Origin of the sequence: Jidongwangia harbinensis (assembly GCF_020216025.1) — a bacterium.
Classification (GTDB): domain Bacteria; phylum Actinomycetota; class Actinomycetes; order Mycobacteriales; family Micromonosporaceae; genus Actinoplanes; species Actinoplanes harbinensis.
The window spans coordinates 62173-82318 of record NZ_JAIWNC010000026.1; the positions used below are offsets into that span (position 1 = coordinate 62173).

Annotated in this window: 20 protein-coding genes, 1 tRNA gene and 1 pseudogene; 4 read left to right on the forward strand and 18 right to left on the reverse strand. The window is 73.7% G+C overall.

Going from position 1 to position 20146, the window contains the following annotated elements; translation table 11 throughout:
* Positions 1-15: 15 nt before the first annotated feature.
* Positions 16-669, reverse strand: a complete 654-nt coding sequence (locus LDL48_RS28510) for a TIGR03086 family metal-binding protein (protein ID WP_225258317.1) — start codon at positions 667-669, stop codon at positions 16-18.
* A gap of 36 nt (positions 670-705) precedes the next feature.
* Positions 706-2328: a cobyrinic acid a,c-diamide synthase CobB gene (locus LDL48_RS28515; RefSeq protein WP_225258318.1), complete on the reverse strand. Its 1623-nt coding sequence runs from the start codon at positions 2326-2328 to the stop codon at positions 706-708.
* A gap of 271 nt (positions 2329-2599) precedes the next feature.
* On the opposite strand from LDL48_RS28515, the gene LDL48_RS28520 reads away from it, so the two are divergent.
* Together LDL48_RS28520 and LDL48_RS28525 are read left to right on the forward strand one after the other, a co-directional pair.
* Positions 2600-3433: an SURF1 family cytochrome oxidase biogenesis protein gene (locus tag LDL48_RS28520; RefSeq protein WP_225258319.1), complete on the forward strand. Its 834-nt coding sequence runs from the start codon at positions 2600-2602 to the stop codon at positions 3431-3433.
* 12 nt (positions 3434-3445) lie between these two features.
* The gene (locus tag LDL48_RS28525) at positions 3446-3868 is read left to right on the forward strand and encodes a hypothetical protein (RefSeq protein ID WP_225258406.1); all 423 of its coding nucleotides are present in this window, start codon (positions 3446-3448) and stop codon (positions 3866-3868) included.
* Between the two features lie 7 nt (positions 3869-3875).
* On the opposite strand, the gene LDL48_RS28530 is transcribed toward LDL48_RS28525, so the two are convergent.
* From LDL48_RS28530 to ssb, 9 genes and pseudogenes are all read right to left on the reverse strand, one after another.
* Positions 3876-5408, reverse strand: a complete 1533-nt coding sequence (locus LDL48_RS28530) for an ATP-dependent DNA ligase (protein ID WP_225258320.1) — start codon at positions 5406-5408, stop codon at positions 3876-3878.
* 135 nt (positions 5409-5543) lie between these two features.
* On the reverse strand, positions 5544-5750 hold the full coding sequence (locus LDL48_RS28535; RefSeq protein ID WP_225258321.1) for a hypothetical protein: 207 nt from the start codon (positions 5748-5750) through the stop codon (positions 5544-5546).
* A 66-nt stretch (positions 5751-5816) separates the two neighbouring features.
* Entirely contained in the window at positions 5817-7280 is a 1464-nt protein-coding gene (locus tag LDL48_RS28540) for an FAD-dependent monooxygenase (RefSeq protein ID WP_225258322.1), read from the reverse strand.
* A gap of 10 nt (positions 7281-7290) precedes the next feature.
* Positions 7291-8640 carry a dipeptidase gene (locus LDL48_RS28545; protein WP_225258323.1) on the reverse strand — a complete coding sequence of 450 codons (1350 nt, stop codon included), beginning with the start codon at positions 8638-8640 and terminating at the stop codon, positions 7291-7293.
* A 149-nt stretch (positions 8641-8789) separates the two neighbouring features.
* The gene (locus LDL48_RS28550; protein WP_225258324.1) at positions 8790-9866 is read right to left on the reverse strand and encodes a M48 family metallopeptidase; all 1077 of its coding nucleotides are present in this window, start codon (positions 9864-9866) and stop codon (positions 8790-8792) included.
* Positions 9867-9889: 23 nt separating this feature from the next.
* Positions 9890-10516 carry a uridine kinase family protein gene (locus tag LDL48_RS28555; RefSeq protein ID WP_225258325.1) on the reverse strand — a complete coding sequence of 209 codons (627 nt, stop codon included), beginning with the start codon at positions 10514-10516 and terminating at the stop codon, positions 9890-9892.
* The gene (locus LDL48_RS28560) at positions 10513-12093 is read right to left on the reverse strand and encodes a cobyric acid synthase (RefSeq protein ID WP_225258326.1); all 1581 of its coding nucleotides are present in this window, start codon (positions 12091-12093) and stop codon (positions 10513-10515) included. Before LDL48_RS28560 ends, LDL48_RS28555 begins: the two co-directional genes overlap by 4 nt.
* A 340-nt stretch (positions 12094-12433) precedes the next feature.
* Positions 12434-13427, reverse strand: a pseudogene (locus LDL48_RS28565) (cobalamin biosynthesis protein); the annotation flags it as partial.
* 129 nt (positions 13428-13556) lie between these two features.
* Positions 13557-14267 carry a single-stranded DNA-binding protein gene (gene ssb, locus LDL48_RS28570; RefSeq protein ID WP_225258327.1) on the reverse strand — a complete coding sequence of 237 codons (711 nt, stop codon included), beginning with the start codon at positions 14265-14267 and terminating at the stop codon, positions 13557-13559.
* Between the two features lie 167 nt (positions 14268-14434).
* Between ssb and LDL48_RS28575 the strand changes: the two genes are divergently transcribed.
* A complete protein-coding gene (locus tag LDL48_RS28575; protein WP_225258328.1) occupies positions 14435-15454 on the forward strand; it encodes an alpha/beta hydrolase in 1020 nt (339 codons plus the stop codon).
* A gap of 15 nt (positions 15455-15469) precedes the next feature.
* A tRNA-Arg gene (locus tag LDL48_RS28580) sits at positions 15470-15542 on the forward strand.
* A 30-nt stretch (positions 15543-15572) separates the two neighbouring features.
* Here the strand turns inward: LDL48_RS28580 and LDL48_RS28585 are convergent.
* From LDL48_RS28585 to LDL48_RS28615, 7 genes are all read right to left on the reverse strand, one after another.
* On the reverse strand, positions 15573-16028 hold the full coding sequence (locus LDL48_RS28585) for a hypothetical protein (protein ID WP_225258329.1): 456 nt from the start codon (positions 16026-16028) through the stop codon (positions 15573-15575).
* Positions 16018-16161 carry a hypothetical protein gene (locus LDL48_RS28590; protein WP_225258330.1) on the reverse strand — a complete coding sequence of 48 codons (144 nt, stop codon included), beginning with the start codon at positions 16159-16161 and terminating at the stop codon, positions 16018-16020. Before LDL48_RS28590 ends, LDL48_RS28585 begins: the two co-directional genes overlap by 11 nt.
* Positions 16162-16338: 177 nt before the next feature.
* Complete coding sequence (locus LDL48_RS28595) at positions 16339-16593, reverse strand: hypothetical protein (protein ID WP_225258331.1); 255 nt, start codon at positions 16591-16593, stop codon at positions 16339-16341.
* Between the two features lie 52 nt (positions 16594-16645).
* The gene (locus LDL48_RS28600; protein WP_225258332.1) at positions 16646-17839 is read right to left on the reverse strand and encodes an ABC transporter permease; all 1194 of its coding nucleotides are present in this window, start codon (positions 17837-17839) and stop codon (positions 16646-16648) included.
* Positions 17839-18489: an ABC transporter ATP-binding protein gene (locus tag LDL48_RS28605; RefSeq protein ID WP_225258407.1), complete on the reverse strand. Its 651-nt coding sequence runs from the start codon at positions 18487-18489 to the stop codon at positions 17839-17841. Before LDL48_RS28605 ends, LDL48_RS28600 begins: the two co-directional genes overlap by 1 nt.
* Positions 18490-18494: 5 nt before the next feature.
* Positions 18495-19553 (reverse strand): peptidoglycan-binding protein, encoded by a 1059-nt coding sequence (locus LDL48_RS28610; protein ID WP_225258333.1) that lies wholly within the window; start codon positions 19551-19553, stop codon positions 18495-18497.
* Complete coding sequence (locus LDL48_RS28615) at positions 19550-20086, reverse strand: hypothetical protein (RefSeq protein WP_225258334.1); 537 nt, start codon at positions 20084-20086, stop codon at positions 19550-19552. Before LDL48_RS28615 ends, LDL48_RS28610 begins: the two co-directional genes overlap by 4 nt.
* Positions 20087-20146: the final 60 nt, after the last annotated feature.

A 20146-nucleotide genomic window follows, 5' to 3' on the forward strand; every position in this document is an offset into this window, starting at 1 on the left:
GCGGTCGGCGCGCCGTTACGTGCGGGCCGGGCGGGTGCGGTCGGTGCTCGTCCGTGGGCGCGGCACGGCCTGGCGGCGGCTGCGCCGCCAGGACGGGTCCCGTCCGGCCAGCGCCAGCGCCTGATCCAGCAGCGCGGCCTCGCCGGTCAACGGCACCACCGGCCCGAACATCCCGGGCGTGCCCTCCGCCGGGCCCCGGGACAGGAACTCGATCAGGGTCTCCAGGATGCGCGGATCCACCGCGAACTCCTGACCGGTGGCCTGCGCCAGATCCCAGCCGTGCATGACGATCTCGTTGACCGCCACCATGCCCATCTCGGCCGCCGGCATCGTCACCCCACCGGCCCGCGCCGTGCCGGTCCAGGACACCGGGTCCTTCCACGCCGTGACCAGGTCCTCCAGCATCGCCGGCAGGCGGCTGCGCCAGTGCGGCGGCAGGTTGGCCGCGGACGGCTCCGGCGGCGGGGTGGAGCCGCCCGGCGCGTCGGTGCCCTTCCGGGCGGCCTGCGCGAACGCCCAGGACAACCCGATGATGTGATCGAGGAGCGCGCCGACGGTCCAGTCCGGGCAGGGCGTGGCCGCGGACAGATCCTCGGCGGAGACGCCCAGGAGCAGCGCTCTCAGCTGACGAACCGGCGGGTCGAAGTCCAGCGGCACACGGTCGGCCACGGCGAGCCTCCTTCGGTCAGCGTCGTTACCCCAACGTTACGGGTGGGATACGACATCCGCCGTATCGCCGTCGCCGTCACCCTCCCGGGCCGGTCCCGGACCCGGACCCGCGCCGACGGCCGCCAGCGGCCCGCCGGGAAGCGGCACACCGGCGAACCCGGTCACCGGGTGACCGCCCGGCCCGTCCGAGCGATGCGGCCCGTCCGGACGATGCGGACCGTCCGGACGATGCGGACCGTCCGGACGATGCGGACCGTCCGGACGATGCGGCCCGTCGGAGCGATGCGGCCCGTCCGGGCGGTGCGGCCCGGCCGACGCGGCGGCGACCAGCCGGCGGGCGATCTCCGGCGCACCGGCCCAGTGCAGGCCCAGCTGCGACGCGTGCACCTGGTTCTGCACGAACCCCTCCGGGTTGCCACCCGCCCACGTCCACGCCGGCACCTGCCCGGCGCGCGGCGACACCACGGCCCGGTGCTGCTTGTACCCGGTGATCCGGGCCCCGGCCGGAGCCAGCGGCGAGGTCACCGGCGCGGTCGCCTCGCGGTACCCGGCCACGGTCTGATCACCCGTCACCGCGGACGCGTCCAGCACCGCGCACATCGGGCGGCCGTCGAAGTCCCGGGCCAGCCACGGCAGGCCCACACCCTCCGCGATCACCGGCCGGCCGTCGTGCGCCAGCCGGGCCACCGCGTTGCAGAGCCGGCGGTTCGCGGACAGCTCCTCGGCGTACCCCTCCGGCAGGCCGGCACCGATCATCAGACCGCGTACCCCCGGCGGCAGCGTCTCGTCCCGCAGCGGATCGAAGACCGTCACGTCCGCACCGGCGGCGGTCAGCAACTCGGCCACCTCCACGTACGTGTAGGTGGCACCCGGCCCGCCGGCGATCGCGATCACCGGCCGCTCTCCCTCGGCCGGCGCGCCGACCGCCTCGCCCGGCGACCACACCGGGCCGGGCAGCGCCGGTGCCGCCTTCGCCAGCGCCAGCATCCGGTCCAGGTCGATCGCGTCCGCGACCGCCTCGCCGAGGCGGCGTACCGCGCGGTTGGCGTCCACGGCCAGGTGCGCCACCGGCACCGGGCCGTGCCCCCGGGGCGGCAACACGCTCGGCAGGTCACCGCGGCGCAGGGCACCCAGCACCGGCATGCCGATGTCGTCCAGCGCGCTGCGCAGCAGATGCTCGTGCCGGGGCGACGCCACCCGGTTCAGGATCACGCCGCCGAGGTGCACCATCTCGTCGAACATCCGGAACCCGTGCACCAGCGCGGCCACCGAATGCCCCATCGCGGCCACGTCCACCACCAGGGCGACCGGCGCGTGCAGGGCCGCGGCGACCGCCGCCGTACCGTCGATCTCGGGTTGTCCGGTCAGGCTGTCGAACAGGCCCATCGCGCCCTCGATGACCGCGATCTGCGATCCGGAGGCGCCGTGCGCGAACAGCGGCGCGATGCGCTGCGCGCCGACCAGGCGCGGGTCCAGGTTGCGGCCGGGCCGGCCCGCCGCCAGGCCGAGGTACGCGGCGTCGGTGTGGTCCGGGCCTACCTTGAATCCGGCGGCCGGGACGCCACGGGCCGCGTACGCCGCGAGCAGTCCGACCGCGATCGCGGTCTTGCCGTGCCCCGACGAGGGCGCGCTCACCACCAGGCGTGGTTGGGCGGTCATCGATGCAATCCCCCTTCCGGCGCACCGCTGATGGTGACGGCCGGATGTCGCACCCTACCCGGCGGTGCTCCGGCCGACCCGCCCACAGAGTCCGTCGTCCCAGCGGACGGTCGTACCCGCGCGCCGACCGGCGACCGAGGGCACCCGGCCGTCACGCCAGGCACCGAGCCCGAGCTGGTCCCGCCGGCCGGGGCCGGCCCGGGCGCGACGCTGGTGTACCGGCGACACCGGTCGGCGCGGGCGCGTCGCGGGCGCCCGGTAGCCTCGTGGTGTGTACCGGTTCCTGCTGACGCCGCGCTGGCTGGCCGCCGCGGCGCTGGCCGTGGCCGCCGCGGTGGTCATGGTGTTTCTGGGCAACTGGCAGTTGGACCGCTACCGGGAACGCAGCGCGATCAACGACCGCATCGACGCCGCCGAGGCGGGTTCCTCCGTGCCGCTGACTACGGTGCTGGCCCGGCCGGCGGGTGCGGGCACCGCCGGGCCCGGCCCCGGCAAGGACCTGGCATGGACCAAGGTCACCGTCACCGGCCGCTACGACCCGGCGCACGAGATCCAGGCCCGGGGACGCACCGTGGACCGGGCCGTCGGCTTCGAGATCGTCACCCCGCTGGTGCTGGCCGACGGCACCGCGGTCCTGGTCGACCGCGGGTGGGTGCCGCCGGCCCCGGGCGGCGCGGTGGCCGCGCCGACGGTGCCGCCGGCGCCGGCCGGGACGGTCACGGTGGTGGGCCGGATCCACCTGTCGGAGAGCCGGCCCGCGCCGCTGGAACGCCGCGACGGCCGGATCGACACCCGGCGGATCTCCGTGCCGCACCTGGCGAAGGAGATGCCCTACCCGGTGTACGGCGGGTACGTGCTGCTCGACTCGCAGACCCCGCCGGCCGACCCGACGTTCGTGGCGATCCCGGTCGAACACGAGGATGCGTGGCAGAACGGCGGTTACGCCGTGCAGTGGTGGCTGTTCGCGGTGATGGCGCTGGTGACGTTCGGCTGGCAGGCCCGCCGGGAGGCGCTCGGCGACGGGCCGAAGCCGGCCGCCGTCGACCGGGTCGCCGAGGCGGACCGGGCCGCCGCGCCCACGGCGGGTGCCGGCGGCCCGGGTTAAGGTGCCAGCGTGATGTCGACCCCGAGCGATCCGTGGAGCGTGCCGCAGCCGCCGGCGTCGGAACCGTTCGCCCCGGCCGCACCGGGCCCGGTGATCGTGCAGATCGGCGAGATCGCGGTGACGTCCACGGTGGTGCACACGCCGGCCGGGGAGATCCCGCTCGCCGGCTCGACCTGGCAGGTCAGTGACTACTGGCACGGTGAGCAGCGGATTCCGCGCTGGGCGATCGTCGCGGCCATCGTCGGGTTCTGCGTGCTGACCGTGTTCAGCCTGTTGTTCCTGCTGGCCAAGGAGACGATCCAGCGCGGCACGGTGCAGGTGGTGGTGACCAACGGCACGCGGCAGTACGTAGCCCGCATCGCGGTGACCGACCAGAGCCAGGTCACCTACGTCCACCAGCAGGTCAACTACGTACGCTCGCTGGCCGCCCTGTAGGACCGGGTCAGCCCGCCGGCATCCCGATCGCCTTGACCATGTCGATGGTGTCCGCCTCCGCGGCGGGTTTGTCGTCGCGATAGCGCAGCACCCGGGCGAACCGCAGCGCCACACCGCCCGGGTAGCGCGGCGAGGTCTGCACGCCGTCGAACGCGATCTCCACCACCTGCTCCGGGCGCACCGTGACGACCCAGCCGTTGTCGTCGACGGCCAGCTCCTTGAACCGCTCGGTCTGCCATCGCAGCAGCTCGTCGGTGAGCCCCTTGAACGTCTTGCCCAACATCACGAACCCGCCGGTCCGCGGGTCGCGGGCGCCCAGGTGCAGATTGGACAGCCACCCCCGGCGGCGGCCGTGCCCCCATTCGACGGCCAGCACCACGAGGTCGAGCGTGTGCCGGGGCTTGACCTTCACCCAGGCCGAACCGCGGCGGCCCACGTCGTACGGCGCCTCGGGCGCCTTGATCATCACGCCTTCCTGACCGGCGGCGAGCGCCTCGGCGAACGCTGCCGCACCCTCCTCCTCGGACGTGACGGTGCGCCGCCCCACCAGCAACGCGGCGGGCAACGCGTCGGCCAGCGCGGCCCAGCGCACCCGGCCCGGCTCGTCCAGCAGGTCGGTGCCGTCGAGGTGGAGCAGATCGAAGAAGTACGGCGTGAGCGCCGGCCCGGCACTCGGTGCGGTGCCGCCGCCGCGGGTCATCGCGCGGCTCGACGTCTCCTGGAACGGTCGCGGCCGCCCCCGGTCGTCGAGCGCCATCGCCTCGCCGTCGAGCACGATGTCGCGCACCGGCAGCGCGCGGACCGCGGCGACGACCTCCGGCACCCGGGTGGTGATGTCGTCCAGGCTGCGGGTGAACACGGCGACGTCGTCGTCGGAGCGGTGCACCTGGATGCGGATGCCGTCCAGTTTCACGTCGACGGTGGCGGGGGTGCCGGTGGCCAGCAACGCCGCGGAGACGTCGGTGGCGCTCTGCGCCAGCATCGGCGTGAGCGGTGTGCCGACGCGCAGGCTGATCTCGGCGAGCGCCGCCGCGCCCCGGGTCAGCGCGGTCACCGCGACGTGCTTGAGGTCGCCGGAGAGCAGCAGCGCGCGGCGCACCGCGGTGACCGGCACCTCGGCGGCCCGGGCGATCGCGTCGGCGAGCAACCCCGCCTGCGCGCCCTGGCGCAGTTCACCACCGAACAGCGCGACCAGGAGCCGCTGCTCGTCGGCGGTGGCCGCACCGAAGAGCGCGCCGAGCAACTGACGCCGCCGAGCCTGCGATCCGGTGCCCGCGACCACCGCGATCTCGGCGATGGCGGCGTCGACCGCGCCCACGGTGAGCGTGGCGTCGGCGGCGGGTGCGGGCAGGTCACGCAGGCTCGCATAGCCGACGCCGGTCTGCCGCTGGCGCAGCTCGCCGGCCAGATAGGCGGACCCGGCCGCCAACTCGTCCGGATCGAGCCGCCGGAGCGCGTCGGCGAGCAGCTCGATCTTGGCTTTGCGACCCGAGGTGGCGGTCACGGCCGCCGAGGTGGCGGCCACGTCGAGGAAGAGCACCAGGTCATCCTGGCAGTTGGGTACGACATTTGGCGGCCCGCCGTCCGACACGCTCCCCCGTCGAAACGGTCGGGCGGCGGGCCACGCCGGGGTGCCGGCCGACTGGGGAGAGCCGGCCGGATGGCTCTCGTCCGGTCAGGCGGCGACGGGTTCGACCACCCGGAAGCCGCGGGCCCGGATCGCGTCGGACACGCGACTCAGCTCGGCGTCCACCTCGCACAGGGCGGTGGAAAGCTCGGCAAGGTGTTCATTGAGGGCGGTGTCGTCCCACCCGGAGACGTCGACGTCCCCCAGAGCGCTGACCGCGGCACGCAGCCGGGTGATCGCATCGTTCGAACTCATGTTCGAATCCTATCAGGAATGATCTCCGCCCTGCAGCCGATCACCCGATCCGGTGGGAAGAAACCGCTACCCGGGCAGGGCGGACCGGAACGCCTCGGCCGCGTCGGCGGGCACCGCCTCGGCCGCGACGAAACCGTCCGGACGGACCAGGTACAGCCGGCCCGGACGCAGTTCCGTCCCCGGCGCCTCGTCGAACAGGTGGACCGGAAGACCGAGATCCGGCACCTGAGCGGCGTCGATCCCGCCGTACCCGTGGATCTGCCAGCGCAGCGACCGCAGCACCGCGAAGTTGCCGCCGGTCCACGGCAGCCGGCGGCCGACCACCGGGTCCCGTCCGTTGCCGGGGCCCATCCGGTAGTGGATGCGCAGCTGGGAGATGTACTGGAACAGCCGCGGACCGACCCCGGACCGGGGCAGCGCGCGCACGCCGACCGGCGCGAACAGCGGCACCGCCAGCCGGCGTACCGCCCGCAGGCCCAGGCGCTGCGACGTGACGAAGCCGAACAGCCGGTCCGTGGTGGCGACCAGCGTCTGCGCGACCGGACGACGTTCCGCCTGGTAGCGGTCCAGCCAGCCGTCGCCGGCCCGGCCCTGCAGCACGTCGGCGAGCTTGAACGCCAGATTGTGCGCGTCCTGCAGGCCGGTGTTCATGCCCTGGCCGCCGACCGGCGAGTGCACGTGCGCGGCGTCCCCGACCAGGAAGAACGGTCCGTCGCGGAAGGTGGCAGCGACCCGATGGTGCACCCGGTAGGTGGCGAACCAGCGCGCCTGCTCGTAGGTGACCGCGAAGCCGCTGCGGATCCGGCTCCGGGCGTCCGACTCGCTGATCTCACCGTCGCCGTCGGAGTCCCGGGCCAGACCGATCAGGCGCCAGTTGCCCCGGCCGGTCATCGGGAACGCCAGCAGGAAGTCCTCGGTGCCGGGCCGCACGTTGATCGCGCCCTCGACCAGGCCGCCGACCGCGGCCGCGTCGATCACATAGAAGAGGTGCGGGTTGGTGACACCCGCGAAATCGATCTGCCGGGTACGCCGGACGATCGAGTTCGCCCCGTCCGCACCCACGCAGAACCGCGCCCGCACCACGTCGCCACCGACCGTGGCCGCCACCCCGTCCGTGGTCTGCCGCAGCTCCGCCACGGCCGCGCCCCAGCGCACCTCGGTGCCGAGTTTCTGCAGGTTGGCGTACAAAATCTGCTCGTTGCGGCTCTGTTCGAGAACCTGGATCCAGGGGTACGGCGTGAGCCCGTCCCCGAACGCGCCCAGCGGCACCTTGCCGAACACCCGGTCACCGAAGCCGGGAGCCACCGCGGCGGCCCGCTGCGCCGGGTCCAGAACCACGTCGGAGAGGCCGAGCTGGTCGTAGATCTCGATGCTGCGCGCCTGCAGCACCAGCGCACGCGACTCCCGGGTGGGTCCGGACTTGCCGTCCACCACGACCACGTCGACGCCGAGCGTGGTCAGCCAGTTGGCCAGCATCAACCCGGTCGGACCGGCGCCGACCACCAGGACGTCGCAGTTCACCTCGGCCATCGTGACCTCGCTATCTGTCCAGGGCCGCCACGTTCCGCAGCAGCAACGCCTCGGCGAGGCAGACCCGGGCGAACTCGCCGAGGTGCAGACTTTCGTTGGGTGCGTGCGCGCCGGCGTACGGGTCCTCGACGCCGGTGACCAGGATGGCCGCGTCCGGGAACAGGTCCTGGAACGTGGCGATGAACGGGATGGAGCCGCCGACGCCCATGTCGACCGGGTCGACGCCGTCCCACGCGGTGCGGAAGGCGGAGCGGGCCGCGTCGTACGCCGGGCCGGTCGCGTCGATGACGCACGGTGCGCCGTCGCTCTCCAGGCTGACCTCGACGTGCGCGCCCCACGGCACGTACTTCTCCAGGTGCGAGCGGACCGCGGCGTACGCACTCTTGGCGTCGTCGCCCGGCGCCAGCCGGATGCTGAGCTTCGCCTTCGCGACCGGCTGGAGGGCGTTGGCGGCCTCCCGGGTGGCCGGCGCGTCGATGCCCAGCACGGTGATGGCCGGCTTGGTCCAGATCCGGTCGGTGATGGTGCCGTTGCCGATCAGCTTGACGCCGTCCAGCACGCCGGCCTCGTGCCGGAACCGGTCCTGCGGGTAGTCGACGGACGCACCCTCGCGACCCACCAGCCCGTCCACGGCCGGCTCGCCGTCCTCGTCGTGCAGCGTCGTGATGAGCCGGGCCAGCACGGTGAGCGCATCCGGCACCGGGCCGCCGAACATGCCGCTGTGCACGGCGTTCCGCAGCGTCCGTACCTCGACGAAGCAGTTGACCAGGCCGCGCAGCGAGGTGGTGAGCGCCGGTACGCCGACGTCCCAGTTGCCGGAGTCGGCGATCACGATGACGTCGGAGCGCAACTCCTCGCGGAACTCGGCCAGAATGGCGTCGAGGGAGACGGAACCGTACTCCTCCTCGCCCTCCACGAACACCACCACGCCCACCGGCAGTTGCTCACCGAACGCCCGCAGCGCCGCCACGTGCGCCATCACCCCGGCCTTGTCGTCGGCCGCACCGCGACCGTAGAGCCGGCCGTCCCGCTCCTCCGGCTCGAACGGCCGGCTGGTCCAGAGCGCCGGGTCGCCGGCCGGCTGCACGTCGTGGTGCGCGTACAGCAGGACGGTCGGCGCACCCGCCGGGGCCGCCTTGCGGCCGATGACGGCCGGCTGCCCGCCCCGGCGGACGATCTGGGTGTCCAGGCCGCAGCCCCGCAGCAGGTCCGCGACGGCCTCGGCGGAGCGTTCCACCTGGGCATGATCGAAGCCGTCGAACGCGACCCCCGGGATCCGGACGAGGCGTTCCAGGTCGGCACGGACCCCAGGCAGTTCCCGCGCCACGGCGGCGCGCAGGTCGTCGTCAGAGAGGCTCATCCGCCGATCCTAGGCCGTTTCCCCCGACCGTCACGCCCCACCCGGTCCCGGCCACCGAGCCCACCCGGTCGTCGCTGCCCGCCGGTGGGGGCGTGCTGCTCGGCGCACGCGCCAGCCGCCCGGCAACCGGCCGCCGGATCGAGTCCCGGTCAGGCGGTGGGCGTCGTGGGATCGTCGTCCTCGGGACGCCGGGTGCGACCCGCGTTGCTCGCCCAGGAACGCGCCCCACGAGCCGCCGTCCCGGCGAGATCAGCGGCGCCGTCTCCGAGCTTGCGCAGCAGACCCACCAGCGGGTCCTGGGACGTGGTGAAGCTCTGCCGGTACGACTCCGCCGCTGCTTTGACGTCCTCGCTCACCGAGGCGTTGTCGTCGCCGTCGCGGCGCGGGTAGTCACCGCCGAGGATGCGCGCGTACTCGCCGGAGTCGATCCATTTCCGCAGCTCGGACGCGCGGGCCACCGGCACCGGGTGGCTGCTCCACGCGGTCATGCCCAGCTTGTGGATGCTGTCCCGGAGGTCGCCGCCGCTCTCGTACTCGGCGGCCTGTTCCAGGAACGCCGCCGTGTCGATCTGGGACAGGTCCCCGCCGCCGGCGAGCTTCATCAGCAGCCGCAGGGACGCCGCCGGGTCCTGGCCGGCGAGCAGTCCGGCCCGGTCCGCGGACAGTTCCGCCTTGCGCCACCATTCGAACATCGCCACGATGATCGCCCGCAGCGCCAGTGCGCCGACCGGCAGCCAGCTCAGGCTCGCCGCCCACTTGGTCAGGATCATCATGATCGTCTTGTAGACGGCGTGGCCGCTGCGCACGTGGCCGATCTCGTGTCCGAGCAGCGCCCGCAACTCGTCGTCGTCCAGCTTCTCCACGGCGGCCGTGGTGACCACGATGAACGGCTTGTCCATGCCGATCGCCTGGCCGCCGATCATCGGCGACTGGCTCACGTACAGCTCGGGGAGTTCGGCCACGTCCAGCGTGCTGGCGGCCTCGGTGAAGCGCTGGTAGACCCGCGGGTACTGCCGGTGGTCGACCCGGATGGAGCCGGCCAGGAACGACAGGCGGAAGCCGCGCTCGTTCCACATGCCGAAGAACGTCTTCACCACGTCGTCGAAACCGCGCAGTTCACGCAGGGCGGTGAGGGCACCCCGGTCGGCCGGGTGTTCCCAGGCGCGGGAGCTGATTCCGGTCAGCGCCACGCGCCGGCGCGTCGGGCGGTTCTCCTCGGTCGTCATCGTCCCGTCCCCGTTCCCGCTGCTCACGCAAGCGTTCGTGGCCCAGTCGCGTGGCCGCGCCGGAGCACCTCGAACCGGTCGGCCGGTCCTTCCGCCGCTCCGTCGACCACCAGGTCGGCGTGGGCGGCAGTCCGGTCCTCGGCGAAATGCCGGTCCTCGGCGGCGCGCCAGCGCTCAAGGTACGCCTGGAACGCAACGTCGTCACCATGGTCGCGTGCCAGGGCCCGGGACAGCCGCAGTTCCGACGGCGCCTGCACGAAGACGGCCAGGGTCAGTTCGGGCCGGAGTGCGTGACGGGCGGCGCTGACCCCCTCGAGGACGACGACCGGAGCCGGCGGCACCACCACCGGAGGTCCGGAGAACTGCCGCCGGTACCAGGAGTACCGCTGGTACCGGGCGGGCCGGCCGTGCCGCAGCGGACGCAACACCTGTTCCTCGAGCCGGTCCCAGAAGGTGAACTGGCCGGCCCAGCCGTCGAGCAGGTCGTCGGTGTGCACGACCGGGGCCGCCAGGGCCGCCGCGAGCCGCCCGGCGAACACGGTCTTGCCGGCGCCGCTCGGTCCGTCGACGGCGACGAGGCGCACGTCGCCGAGCCGCGGCGGGCGGCCGCGGACCAGCACGGCGAGGTCGGCGTAGGTCCCGGCGGTCATCGTCGCGACGGGCCGCCGGACGGACCGCCGTCGGGCGGAATGGGTGGAGTGAGTGGAGCGCCCGGCGGGACGAACGGGAGACCCGGCGCCGGGCCGTGCTCGACGAGCCGCCACAGCGCGTCCGTGTCGAGGTGCTCCTCGACCAGATCACCGAGTACGTCCAGGGCTCGTTCCCGTACCTCGGCGAACCGGGTGTCCGGTGCCACCGCGAAGCCGTGCCGGCCGGCCAACCGCGCCGCCTCGGTGAGGTACCGGCGGCGGAACTCGTCGGACTCGAACGCCCCGTGCCAATGGGTGCCGCTCACCGCGCCCCGCACGGCGCCCTCGGGTCGCCCGTCGTCGTAGCGGAGGAGCGGTTCGGGGGCGCCGCTCGACACGTACCCGTGGTGGATCTCGTAGCCGCGCACCGGCGCGCCGCAGCCGGACCCGGTCGAGCGGGCCAGCGTCTTACGGGCGCCGAAGGCGATGTCGACCGGCAACATGCCGAGGCCGGGCACCGTGCCGCGCCCGCTCTCCACCTCGTCGGTGATGGTCCGGGCCAGCATCTGGAAGCCGCCGCAGAGGCCGAGCAGCGGCTTTCCGGCGGCGGCGTGCACCCGGATCGCGTCGGCCAGGCCGGTCTCGCGCAGCCAGTCCAGGTCGTGCACGGTGGCCTTGGAACCGGGGATGACCACCAGGTCGGCGTCGGCGATGTCGGCCGGTTCGATGGTGAGCCGCACCTGCACCCCGGGTTCGGCGGCCAGGGCCTCGGCGTCGGTGGCGTTCGAGATGCGCGGCAGCCGGATCACCGCGACCCGCAGCCAGGCGGTTCCGTGCGGCGGTCCGGGCCGGCCGAGGGTACGTCCGTACGCCAGCGAGTCCTCCGCGTCCAGCCACACGTCGAGGTGGAACGGCAGGACGCCGTGCACCGGCCGCCCGGTGACCGCGGTGATCATGTCGAGCCCGGGGCGCAGCAGACCCGGATCGCCGCGGAACTTGTTGATCACGAAGCCGTTGACCAGCGCCTGATCCTCCGGGCTGAGCAGGGCGACCGTGCCGAACAGCGCGGCGAACACTCCACCCCGGTCGATGTCGCCGACCACGATCGCCGGCAGTCCCGCGTGCCGGGCCAGGCCCATGTTGACGAAGTCCCCGGACCGCAGGTTGATCTCGGCCGGGCTGCCCGCACCCTCGCAGATCACCGCGTCGTACTCGGTGCGGAGTTCGGCCAGCGCCGCGTACGCCGTCTCGGCGAGCCGGGGCCGCAGCGAGCGGTAGTTCGCCGCGGTCACCGTGTCGACCGCCTCGCCGAGCAGCACCACCTGGCTGGACCGGTCACTGCCCGGCTTGAGCAGCACCGGGTTGAAGCGGATGTCCGGCGCCACCCCGCACGCCGCCGCCTGCATGGCCTGGGCCCGGCCGATCTCGCCGCCGCGGCCGTCCGGCCCGACCACCACCACCGAGTTGTTGGACATGTTCTGCGCCTTGAACGGGGCCACCTTGACCCCGCGCCGGTGCAGCCAGCGGCAGATGCCCGCGGTGAGCACGCTCTTGCCGGCGTCCGACGTCGTCCCGGCGACCAGCAACCCGCCGCTCATCCCACCCTCCCCCGCCCACGGACACGCGCCAGAAGTCCGCCCGCTCGGCTCAAGGAGCGCGCCGCCGGCAGGACGGCCGCTCGGCTCAAGGAGCGCGCCGCCGGCAGGACGCCCGCTCGGCTCAAGGAGCGCGCCGCCGGCAGGACGCCCGCTCGGCTCAAGGAGCGCGCCGCCGGCAGGACGCCCGCTCGGCTCAAGGAGCGCGCCGCCGGCAGGACGCCCGCTCGGCTCAAGGAGCGCGCCGCCGGCAGGACGCCCGCTCGGCTCAAGGAGCGCGCCGCCGGCAGGACGCCCGCTCGGCTCAAGGAGCGCGCCGCCGGCAGGACGGCCGCTCGGCTCGAGGGGCGGGCCGCCGCCAGGCCGGCCGCGATCGTGAGGGCGGTCGCGCCGACCGCGCCGGACAGCCGGGCCGCCCGGCGCAGGTGTCGCGCCGACGGGCGCGGGCCGTCGCCCAGGAAGGGCCGGGTCTCGGTACGCCCGAAGTACACGTTCCGCCCGCCCAGCCGGACCCCGAGCGCCCCCGCCATCGCCGACTCGCACTGGCCGGCGTTGGGTGACGGGTGATCGTTGCGGTCCCGCCGCCACACCCGCAGCGTCTCCGCCGGTGTCCCGCCCGCCACCGGCGCCACCGCCACCGTGAGCAGGCCGGTCAGCCGGGACGGGAGCAGGTTCAGCAGGTCGTCGAGCCGGGCCGAGGGGGTGCCGAAGCGGGCGTACCGCGGCGAGCGGTGCCCGACCATGGCGTCCAGCGTGTTCGCCGCGCGGTAGCCGAGGAGGCCCGGCAGTCCGGCCACGCCGCCCCAGAACAGCGGTGCCACCACGGCGTCGGACGTGTTCTCGGCGACGGACTCGACGGTGGCACGGGCGAGTTCCGGCTGGTCCAGCTTGGTCGGGTCGCGGCCGCAGAGGTGGCCGAGGCGGTCCCGGGCCGCGGGCAGGTCGCCGCGGTCCAGGTGCCCGGCCATGAACGTGGCCTCCCGCCGCAGGGTGCGCCCGCCGAGCACGGTCCAGGTCGCGGCCGCGACGAGGACGGCGCGGGCCACCGGCCGTCGCCGGGTCGCCACCGCCGCGACCGCACCGACAGCAACCGGCACGCCGACCGCAACCGCGGTGTACGCCGCACCAGCCGCCAACGCCTGAGCAGCGACCGAGGTCGACGCCGACGCGGACGTCGACGTCTGGGAAGGGCCGGTTGAGGGATACAGCCGGCGTTCCAGCGCCCCGGCCGCCCGGCCGAAACCGGCCACCGGATGGAACCGTCGCGGATCGCCCAGGACGGCGTCGAGCAGATAACCCGCCACCAGCCCGGCCGCGTCGCCGGATGTGCGCGGCACCCGGTCACCTCCCCGTTGAACGTGCTCCAGCCCAGTCTGCCTGGTGCCGCCGTCCCGGGACCCACGGGGGAATGCCGGCCCCGGGACGGCGGGGTCTTCAGTGCGGTGCGGGCAAGTGCGGTACGGGCATCAGGCCGGTACCGGCTGGCGCCGACCGCCACGCCGACCGCGGCGCGGGCTCTCCGCGGTGTCGGCCCCGAGCGACTCCACCGCGATCTCCATCTCGGCCGGCTCCATCCCGGCCGGCTCCGAGTCGTCCGGGGGCGGGCCGCCGGCGAGCGCAGGTTCGCCCAGTTCCGCACCGGCCACCGCCACCACCGGGTCGACGCCGTCGGGGAACTCGGCGAAGACCGGCTCGTCTCCCTCCGGTACGCCCTCGCCGTAACCGATCGGCGCGTCCGCGACCGGCTCGGCCGTCTCGCCGCGCACCATGCCCTCCGCCTCGGGCCCGTCGGCCGCGCTGGTCGCCGGCGCCGGCTTGGAGCGGAAGAAACGGGCCTTGCCGCGGGCCAGGTCGGGCCCGACCGCGACCGCCTCCATCTCGTAGCTGGTGCGCGGTTGGTTCTCGGCGTCCGTCCAGTCGCGGGTGTAGAGCCGGCCCACCACGACCACCGGGTCCCCCACCGTGATCGAGGCGGCCACGCCCTCGGCCAGCCTGCGCCAGCAGTTGACCCGGACGCGCAGGCTGTCGCCGTCGACCCAGCGGCCGTTCTCCCGGTCGAAGCGGCGCGACGTGGACGCCACCCGGAAGTTGACCACCAGCGTCTGCGTCTTGGTGGTGCGGCGCCACTCGGGGGCGGTGAGCACGTTGCCCACCAGGACGATGTGCGTGTCGAACATGTGCGTCTCCTCACGGCTCGATGTGCTTCAGCAGCCTGCCGGGATCGGGCCGGGCGCGGCGGGCGGTACTCCGGGGCCTGTGGACGGCCGCGCGCTGTGGATGGGCCGAAGGTTCACGGTTGATCTGGTATGGCGCGGATGCGGGTACCGGCGGGTAACCTGACGTCGTGGAACCGGACGTCCTGGGCTCGCCGTACGAGCGGCACACCATCGATCTGGGCACCGACGACGAGGGGCCGGTCATCGCCACCCTGGTGCGGCGGCGCAGCGAGACGCCGACGCGGCGGGCCGTGCTCTACGTACACGGATTCGTCGACTATTTCTTCCAGACCCACCTGGCCGACTTCTTCGTCGAACGGGGCTGGGACTTCTACGCCCTCGACCTGCGCAAGTACGGCCGCAGCCTGCTCCCGCACCAGACCCCGAACTTCTGCCGCAGCCTCACCGACTACTACCCGGAACTGGACGAGGCGGCCCGGATCATCCGCGAGGTCGACGGCCACGATCAACTCCTGGTCGGCGGGCACTCCACCGGTGGTCTGATCATGTCGCTGTGGTCGCACTCGCGGCAGGGCCAGGGTATGGTCGACGGCCTGTTCCTGAACAGCCCGTTCTTCGACTTCAACGCGCCGTGGCTGCTACGGCGGCCGGTGGCGACGGCGGTGTGCCGCAGCAGCAAGCGGGCGCCGTACCGGATCGTGCCGCTCAAGGCCCTCGGGCTGTACGGCCAGAGTCTGCACACCGAGCACCGTGGTGAATGGACGTACGATCTGGCCTGGAAGCCGATCCTCGGTTTCCCGGTGCGGGCCGGCTGGCTGGCCGCGATCCGCCGTGGTCAGAACCGGTTGCGGTCCGGCCTGTCCATCGACGTACCGGTGCTGGTGGCCTGTTCCTCCCGCACCTTCCGCGGCCGAAGCTGGCACGACGACGTCCACCTGGCCGACGCGGTCCTGGACGTCGAGCACATCGTCCGGTGGGCGCCCCGACTCGGCCCGCACGTCACGATCGCGCGGTTCGACGGCGGCATGCACGACCTCACACTCTCCGGCAAGGAGGTACGCACCGAGGTGTTCCGCGAGCTGGGGCGGTGGACGGACGCGTACCTGCCGGGCGCCGACACGCCGGAGATCGAGGTGCCGCCCGCGCCGGAAGACTTCGCGGACGACAAGACCGGGGCGACCGCCTAGTATGTGCTGGCCAGTGCGCTCGTAGCTCAGCGGATAGAGCAGTGGACTTCTAATCCACCGGTCGCAGGTTCGAATCCTGCCGGGCGCGCCGTTCCTTTCTCGGCGAGCCGTGCCGGGCTCACTGCTGTGGGGGCAGGGTGAGCAGGACCGCCCAGATCTCGTCCAGGTAGTCCCACCACTCCTGATCGGCGCGGCGATACACGCCGAGCAGGTAACCGCCGGCCACGAACACGTGACCGATCACGTCGGCGGGGGGCACACCGGGGAAGGTCACCTCCCCGGTCGCGGCGGACCGCAGGACTCCGGCGACGTCGTCGGCACCGCGCAGGTTGATCCAGTCCGACTCGCTCTCGATGATCTTCCCGGCGAGCTGCCGAAGGTCCGCGTCGGTCGCGCCGTTGCGGAACACGTCATTGACGATATAGCCGAGCACGAAGACGCCGTAGGCGACGGCCTTGGCGGCGTCGTCGGCTCCCAGCCCGTGAAAGGCCGCCACCATCCGGTCGCCGTCCCGGCCGATGATCCCCCGGTACGCCTCCCGGACGTGTTCTTCGATGCGCGGATCAATCTCCATCGCGGCGCCTCCGGTCTTCAATACGCCGGCTCCAGAACGTGGAAACCGTGTCCACCAATCCGCCGCCGACGACGAACAACCCACCGACCCACTTGTTCGGGCTGACGAGCACCCCGGCCAGGCCGATCGCCATGGCGGTGACTTTCGGGCTGTAGGCCATGATCTCGTGGGCCGGCCGATGCCACCGCGGAGCCTCCGCCGTGGTGGACCGCCCGACGCTGCTTCTTGTCGGGCCGCCCGCGACCGGAGCCGATTCGCCGTCCGGCGCGGATGCCGTGGGTGGCGACGTGCCGGAGCGACCGTCAGCCCTTCAACCGCCGGCGGTCTGCGCCTGGTTGACGACCCCTTCCGCCATGCCGACCCCGCCCTGCAAATGGGTGCGCAGCGCGCCGATGGCCTCCTTGACGGCGCTCAGCTCCGCCACTTTGTCCGTCATGCCGGCTCCGGCCATGACACCGATCAGCTCGTCGGTGATCGATTCGGCGGCGCTGGCCTCGCTCACGGACTCCTCGATCTTGTCCTTCGTCGACTGCAGCGCGGAGACGATCTCCTCGATCGATGCCATGTGACCCCCCAGATGACGTAACGGCGTGGATCTTAGCGAACGATCGCCCGGCTCACGGCGCCGACAGCGCCTCGGTGGGTGGCAGGCGGGCGGCCCGGATCGCCGGATACAGCCCGGCCAGCGCCCCGATCAGTACGGTCGCCGCCACGCCGCCGCCGAGCACCCACACCGGTACCACCGTCGGCCACGTCTGCACCAGCGCGTACCCGGCCGTGACCGCCGCACCGAGCAGCACCCCGGCCGCGCCGCCGAGCAGCGACAGCAGCAGCGACTCGGCGACGAACTGGCCGCGGATCTGGCCCCGGGTGGCGCCCAGGGAGCGGCGCAGCCCGATCTCGGCCCGCCGTTCCAGCACCGAGATGACCATGGTGTTGGCCACCCCGATGCCGCCGACCAGCAACGCCACCGCGCCCAGACCGAGCAGCAGCGCGGTGAACGTCCGGTCGGTGGCCTTCTGCGCGGCCAGCGCGTCGGACGGCCGGGACACCTCGACCTCGTTCGGGTTCTCCGGGTTCGCGGTGGCCGCCAGCACCCCGCGGACCGCCGGCACGTGGGCGTCCACCGACCGGGTGTAGACGGTGGTCGGGTATCCGTCGAAGTTCAGGTACGTCTCCGCGGCCGGCCAGCCGACCAGCGCCGCCGAGTCCAGCTCGGACGCCAGCGGCACCGGTTCGAGCACCCCGACGACCGTGAACCACCGGCTGCCCAGCAGCACCTGGGGGCCCGCGCCGCCGATGCCGAGCCGGCGGGCCGCGGTGGCACCCAGCACCACGGCCGGATACCGGGCGGTCGCCGCGTTCAGCCAGATGCCGTCCGCCAGTGCGGCGCCGACCGTACCCGGCAGGTCCAGGTGCGCGGCCTGCACCGAGATGCCGCCGGTCTCCGCGGCCGGGATCCGGTCGCTGCGGTAGACCTGGGCGCCGGCGACCGTGCCGGTGGCGGCGACCTCCCGGACCGGTCCGATCCGGGAGATCATCGCCACCGACTCGGCGGGCAGCTTGGCCGCGTCGCCGAACATCGTGTTGCCCGGCCCGACGGTGAGCAGGTTGGTGCCGAGCGCGGCCAGGGCGCGGTCCAGGTCGGCGCGGCTGGAGGCGGAGATGCCCACCACCGCGGTCATCGCCGCGATGCCGATGGCGATGCCCAGCGCGGACAGGAACGCCCGCAGCGGACGGGTACGCAGGCCGCTCCCGCCCACCCGGAGCACGTCGGCGAGGCGCAGCCGGGCCGGTGACAGCGTCGCCATCAGATCACCCGCCCGTCGCGCATGGGCACCTGCCGCGGCAGGCTCCCGGCCACCTCCCGGTCGTGCGTGATGACCAGCACCGTGGTCCCGGCGGCGTGCAGGTCCCGGAGCAGGTCGACCACCTCGGCGCCGGACACCGAGTCCAGGTTGCCGGTGGGTTCGTCGGCGAGCAGCAGCGTCGGCTCGCCCACCACCGCCCGGGCCACCGCGACGCGCTGCCGTTCGCCGCCGGAGAGCTGGTGCGGCCGGTGCCGCATCCGGTCGGCCAGGCCGACCCGGGCCAGTGCGGCCTCGGCGCGCCGCAACCGCTCCTTCTCCGGTACGCCGGAGTAGAGCAGCCCGTCCGCCACGTTGTGCAGCGCGTCCCGCCCCGGCGCCAGGTGGAAGTGCTGGAACACGAACCCGATCCGGCGTGCCCGCAGCGCGGACAGTTCCCGGTCGGAGAGCAGCGCGACGTCGTACCCGTCGATCCGCACGTCGCCGGCGGACGGCCGGTCCAGCGTCCCGATCAGGTGCAGCATCGTGGACTTGCCGGAGCCGGACGGCCCCACGATGGCGACGAACTCGCCGCGGTCCACCCGCAGGGTGACGTCGTGCAGCGCGGTGACGCCGCCCGGGTACGACTTGGTCACCCGGTCCAGTTCCACCACCGCGGTCACGACGGCACCCCGACCCGCATGCCGGCGGCCAGCCCACCGCCGGACACCTCGACCCGGCCGTCCGCGAACAGCCCGGTCTCCACGGCCACCAGGCGGGTGGTGCCGCCGTCGACGACTTGGACGCCGTACCCGCCCTCGGCCAGCGCGAGCAGCGCCGCCACCGGGACGGTCAGCACGTTGCGGCGTTCCGCCGCGGTGAACGCCACGTCCACCGACGCCGCGTCCAGCCCGGACGGCTTCCGGCCGCCGGTGAACGTCACGGTCACCTGGACCGTGGTGGTGTCCTCGCCGCCCGGCTCGGTGGCCGCCTCCACCACGGTCTCGGCGTCCGCGATCGTCCCGGGGGCGGTGCTGCCGTCCGGCAGGGTCACCGTCACCTTGGCGCCGACCTTGGCGAGGCGCTGGTCGGCCACGTCCAGGCCGACCGTGGCGACCCGGGACGTGCCGGTGGTGGTGAGCAGTTCGGTGCCCGGCCGCGCCACGTCGCCGACCGCGACGCGGCGGCTGTCCACCCGTACCGCGTGCGGTGCGTGCACCACGCGGGCCGGGTCGAGCGTGCCGGTCTCCGGCACCCCGAGGTCGTCCTGCCAGTCACGGACCGCGTCGGCGGTGGCCTCGGTGTACGTGTCGTCCACCGTGAAACCGCGGTACCCCAACGCCCACAGGTTCTTCTCGAACTGCGCGACGTCCCGGCCCTCGGTCCCCGGCACCAGCGTGCGGTACGCCGGCAGCTTGCCGTACAGCAGCACCACCGGGTCGTCGTCGATGCGGTACAGCGCCTTCCCCCGGGTCACCGTGGCGCCGGTGCCGGGCAGCCCGGTCACGGTGCCGGCCGACCGGCTGTGCTGCGCGGTCGCCTCGCCGTACCCCAGCTCGCCGTTTCGGGTCGCCGTGTCCACCAGGGTCTGGCGCGTCACCTCGGCCGTGGCCGGCGGCATCGCGTTGCGCGGAGCGCCGCCGCCCTCGGCGTCCGGCAGGTTGACCACCGCGACGGCGGCCGCGGCCGCGACGCCGACCGTGCCGATCGCGGCCACCGCCTTTCCCCGCCGGCTCACGAGCCACTCCCCGACCGCCGGGGTGCGTTGCTGGGCCGGAACCGGGCGCACGCCTTCTCCGCCGCCTGGAACGCCGGATCCTCCGGGCCCACGCCGAGCATGCCCTTGTTGATCCGGCCCTCGCCGTTGGGGCCGGGGTCGGGGAAGTTCGGTACGCCGTTCTCCCGCATGCACTTCGCCATCTGCCGCGCCCGTTCGACGTCGGCCGGGTCCAGTTTGCGGGGCTGGCCGCCGTTCGGCAGAAACTTCTTGCACGCCTCCATCGCGGCGTCCACCTTCGCCGGGTCCTGCCCCTGCGGCACGACGATCCGCAGCCCACGCTGCCCTGGTTCCGGGTCCTTGAACCAGCTCATGCCCTGCTCGCGCATGCACTGCGCGTGCTTCAGCCCGCCGTCCTCCCCGGCCGCGCCCCCGTCGGTCGGGGCCGGAGCGGACGGGGTCGCGCTGCCGATGCTGGCCACGCCGCCGCCCGGGTCGTCGGGTTCCGCGCAGCCGGCGATGCCCACCGCCACCAGCACCAGAACCGCCATCATCCGTCGCATCTCGTTCCCCTCTCGTCCTGCGACGAAGTGAACGCGGCGGCGGGTTTCCCG

Bases quoted from the DNA above. Each gene is read 5' to 3' on its own strand.
- LDL48_RS28515 (WP_225258318.1), bottom strand. From the start codon at position 2,328: ATGACCGCCCAACCACGCCTGGTGGTGAGCGCGCCCTCGTCGGGGCAC.
- LDL48_RS28525 (WP_225258406.1), top strand. From the start codon at position 3,446: ATGTCGACCCCGAGCGATCCGTGGAGCGTGCCGCAGCCGCCGGCGTCG.
- LDL48_RS28535 (WP_225258321.1), bottom strand. From the start codon at position 5,750: ATGAGTTCGAACGATGCGATCACCCGGCTGCGTGCCGCGGTCAGCGCT.
- LDL48_RS28540 (WP_225258322.1), bottom strand. From the start codon at position 7,280: ATGGCCGAGGTGAACTGCGACGTCCTGGTGGTCGGCGCCGGTCCGACC.
- LDL48_RS28545 (WP_225258323.1), bottom strand. From the start codon at position 8,640: ATGAGCCTCTCTGACGACGACCTGCGCGCCGCCGTGGCGCGGGAACTG.
- LDL48_RS28550 (WP_225258324.1), bottom strand. From the start codon at position 9,866: ATGACGACCGAGGAGAACCGCCCGACGCGCCGGCGCGTGGCGCTGACC.
- LDL48_RS28555 (WP_225258325.1), bottom strand. From the start codon at position 10,516: ATGACCGCCGGGACCTACGCCGACCTCGCCGTGCTGGTCCGCGGCCGC.
- LDL48_RS28560 (WP_225258326.1), bottom strand. From the start codon at position 12,093: ATGAGCGGCGGGTTGCTGGTCGCCGGGACGACGTCGGACGCCGGCAAG.
- ssb (WP_225258327.1), bottom strand. From the start codon at position 14,267: ATGTTCGACACGCACATCGTCCTGGTGGGCAACGTGCTCACCGCCCCC.
- LDL48_RS28585 (WP_225258329.1), bottom strand. From the start codon at position 16,028: ATGGAGATTGATCCGCGCATCGAAGAACACGTCCGGGAGGCGTACCGG.
- LDL48_RS28590 (WP_225258330.1), bottom strand. From the start codon at position 16,161: ATGGCGATCGGCCTGGCCGGGGTGCTCGTCAGCCCGAACAAGTGGGTC.
- LDL48_RS28595 (WP_225258331.1), bottom strand. From the start codon at position 16,593: ATGGCATCGATCGAGGAGATCGTCTCCGCGCTGCAGTCGACGAAGGAC.
- LDL48_RS28600 (WP_225258332.1), bottom strand. From the start codon at position 17,839: ATGGCGACGCTGTCACCGGCCCGGCTGCGCCTCGCCGACGTGCTCCGG.
- LDL48_RS28615 (WP_225258334.1), bottom strand. From the start codon at position 20,086: ATGATGGCGGTTCTGGTGCTGGTGGCGGTGGGCATCGCCGGCTGCGCG.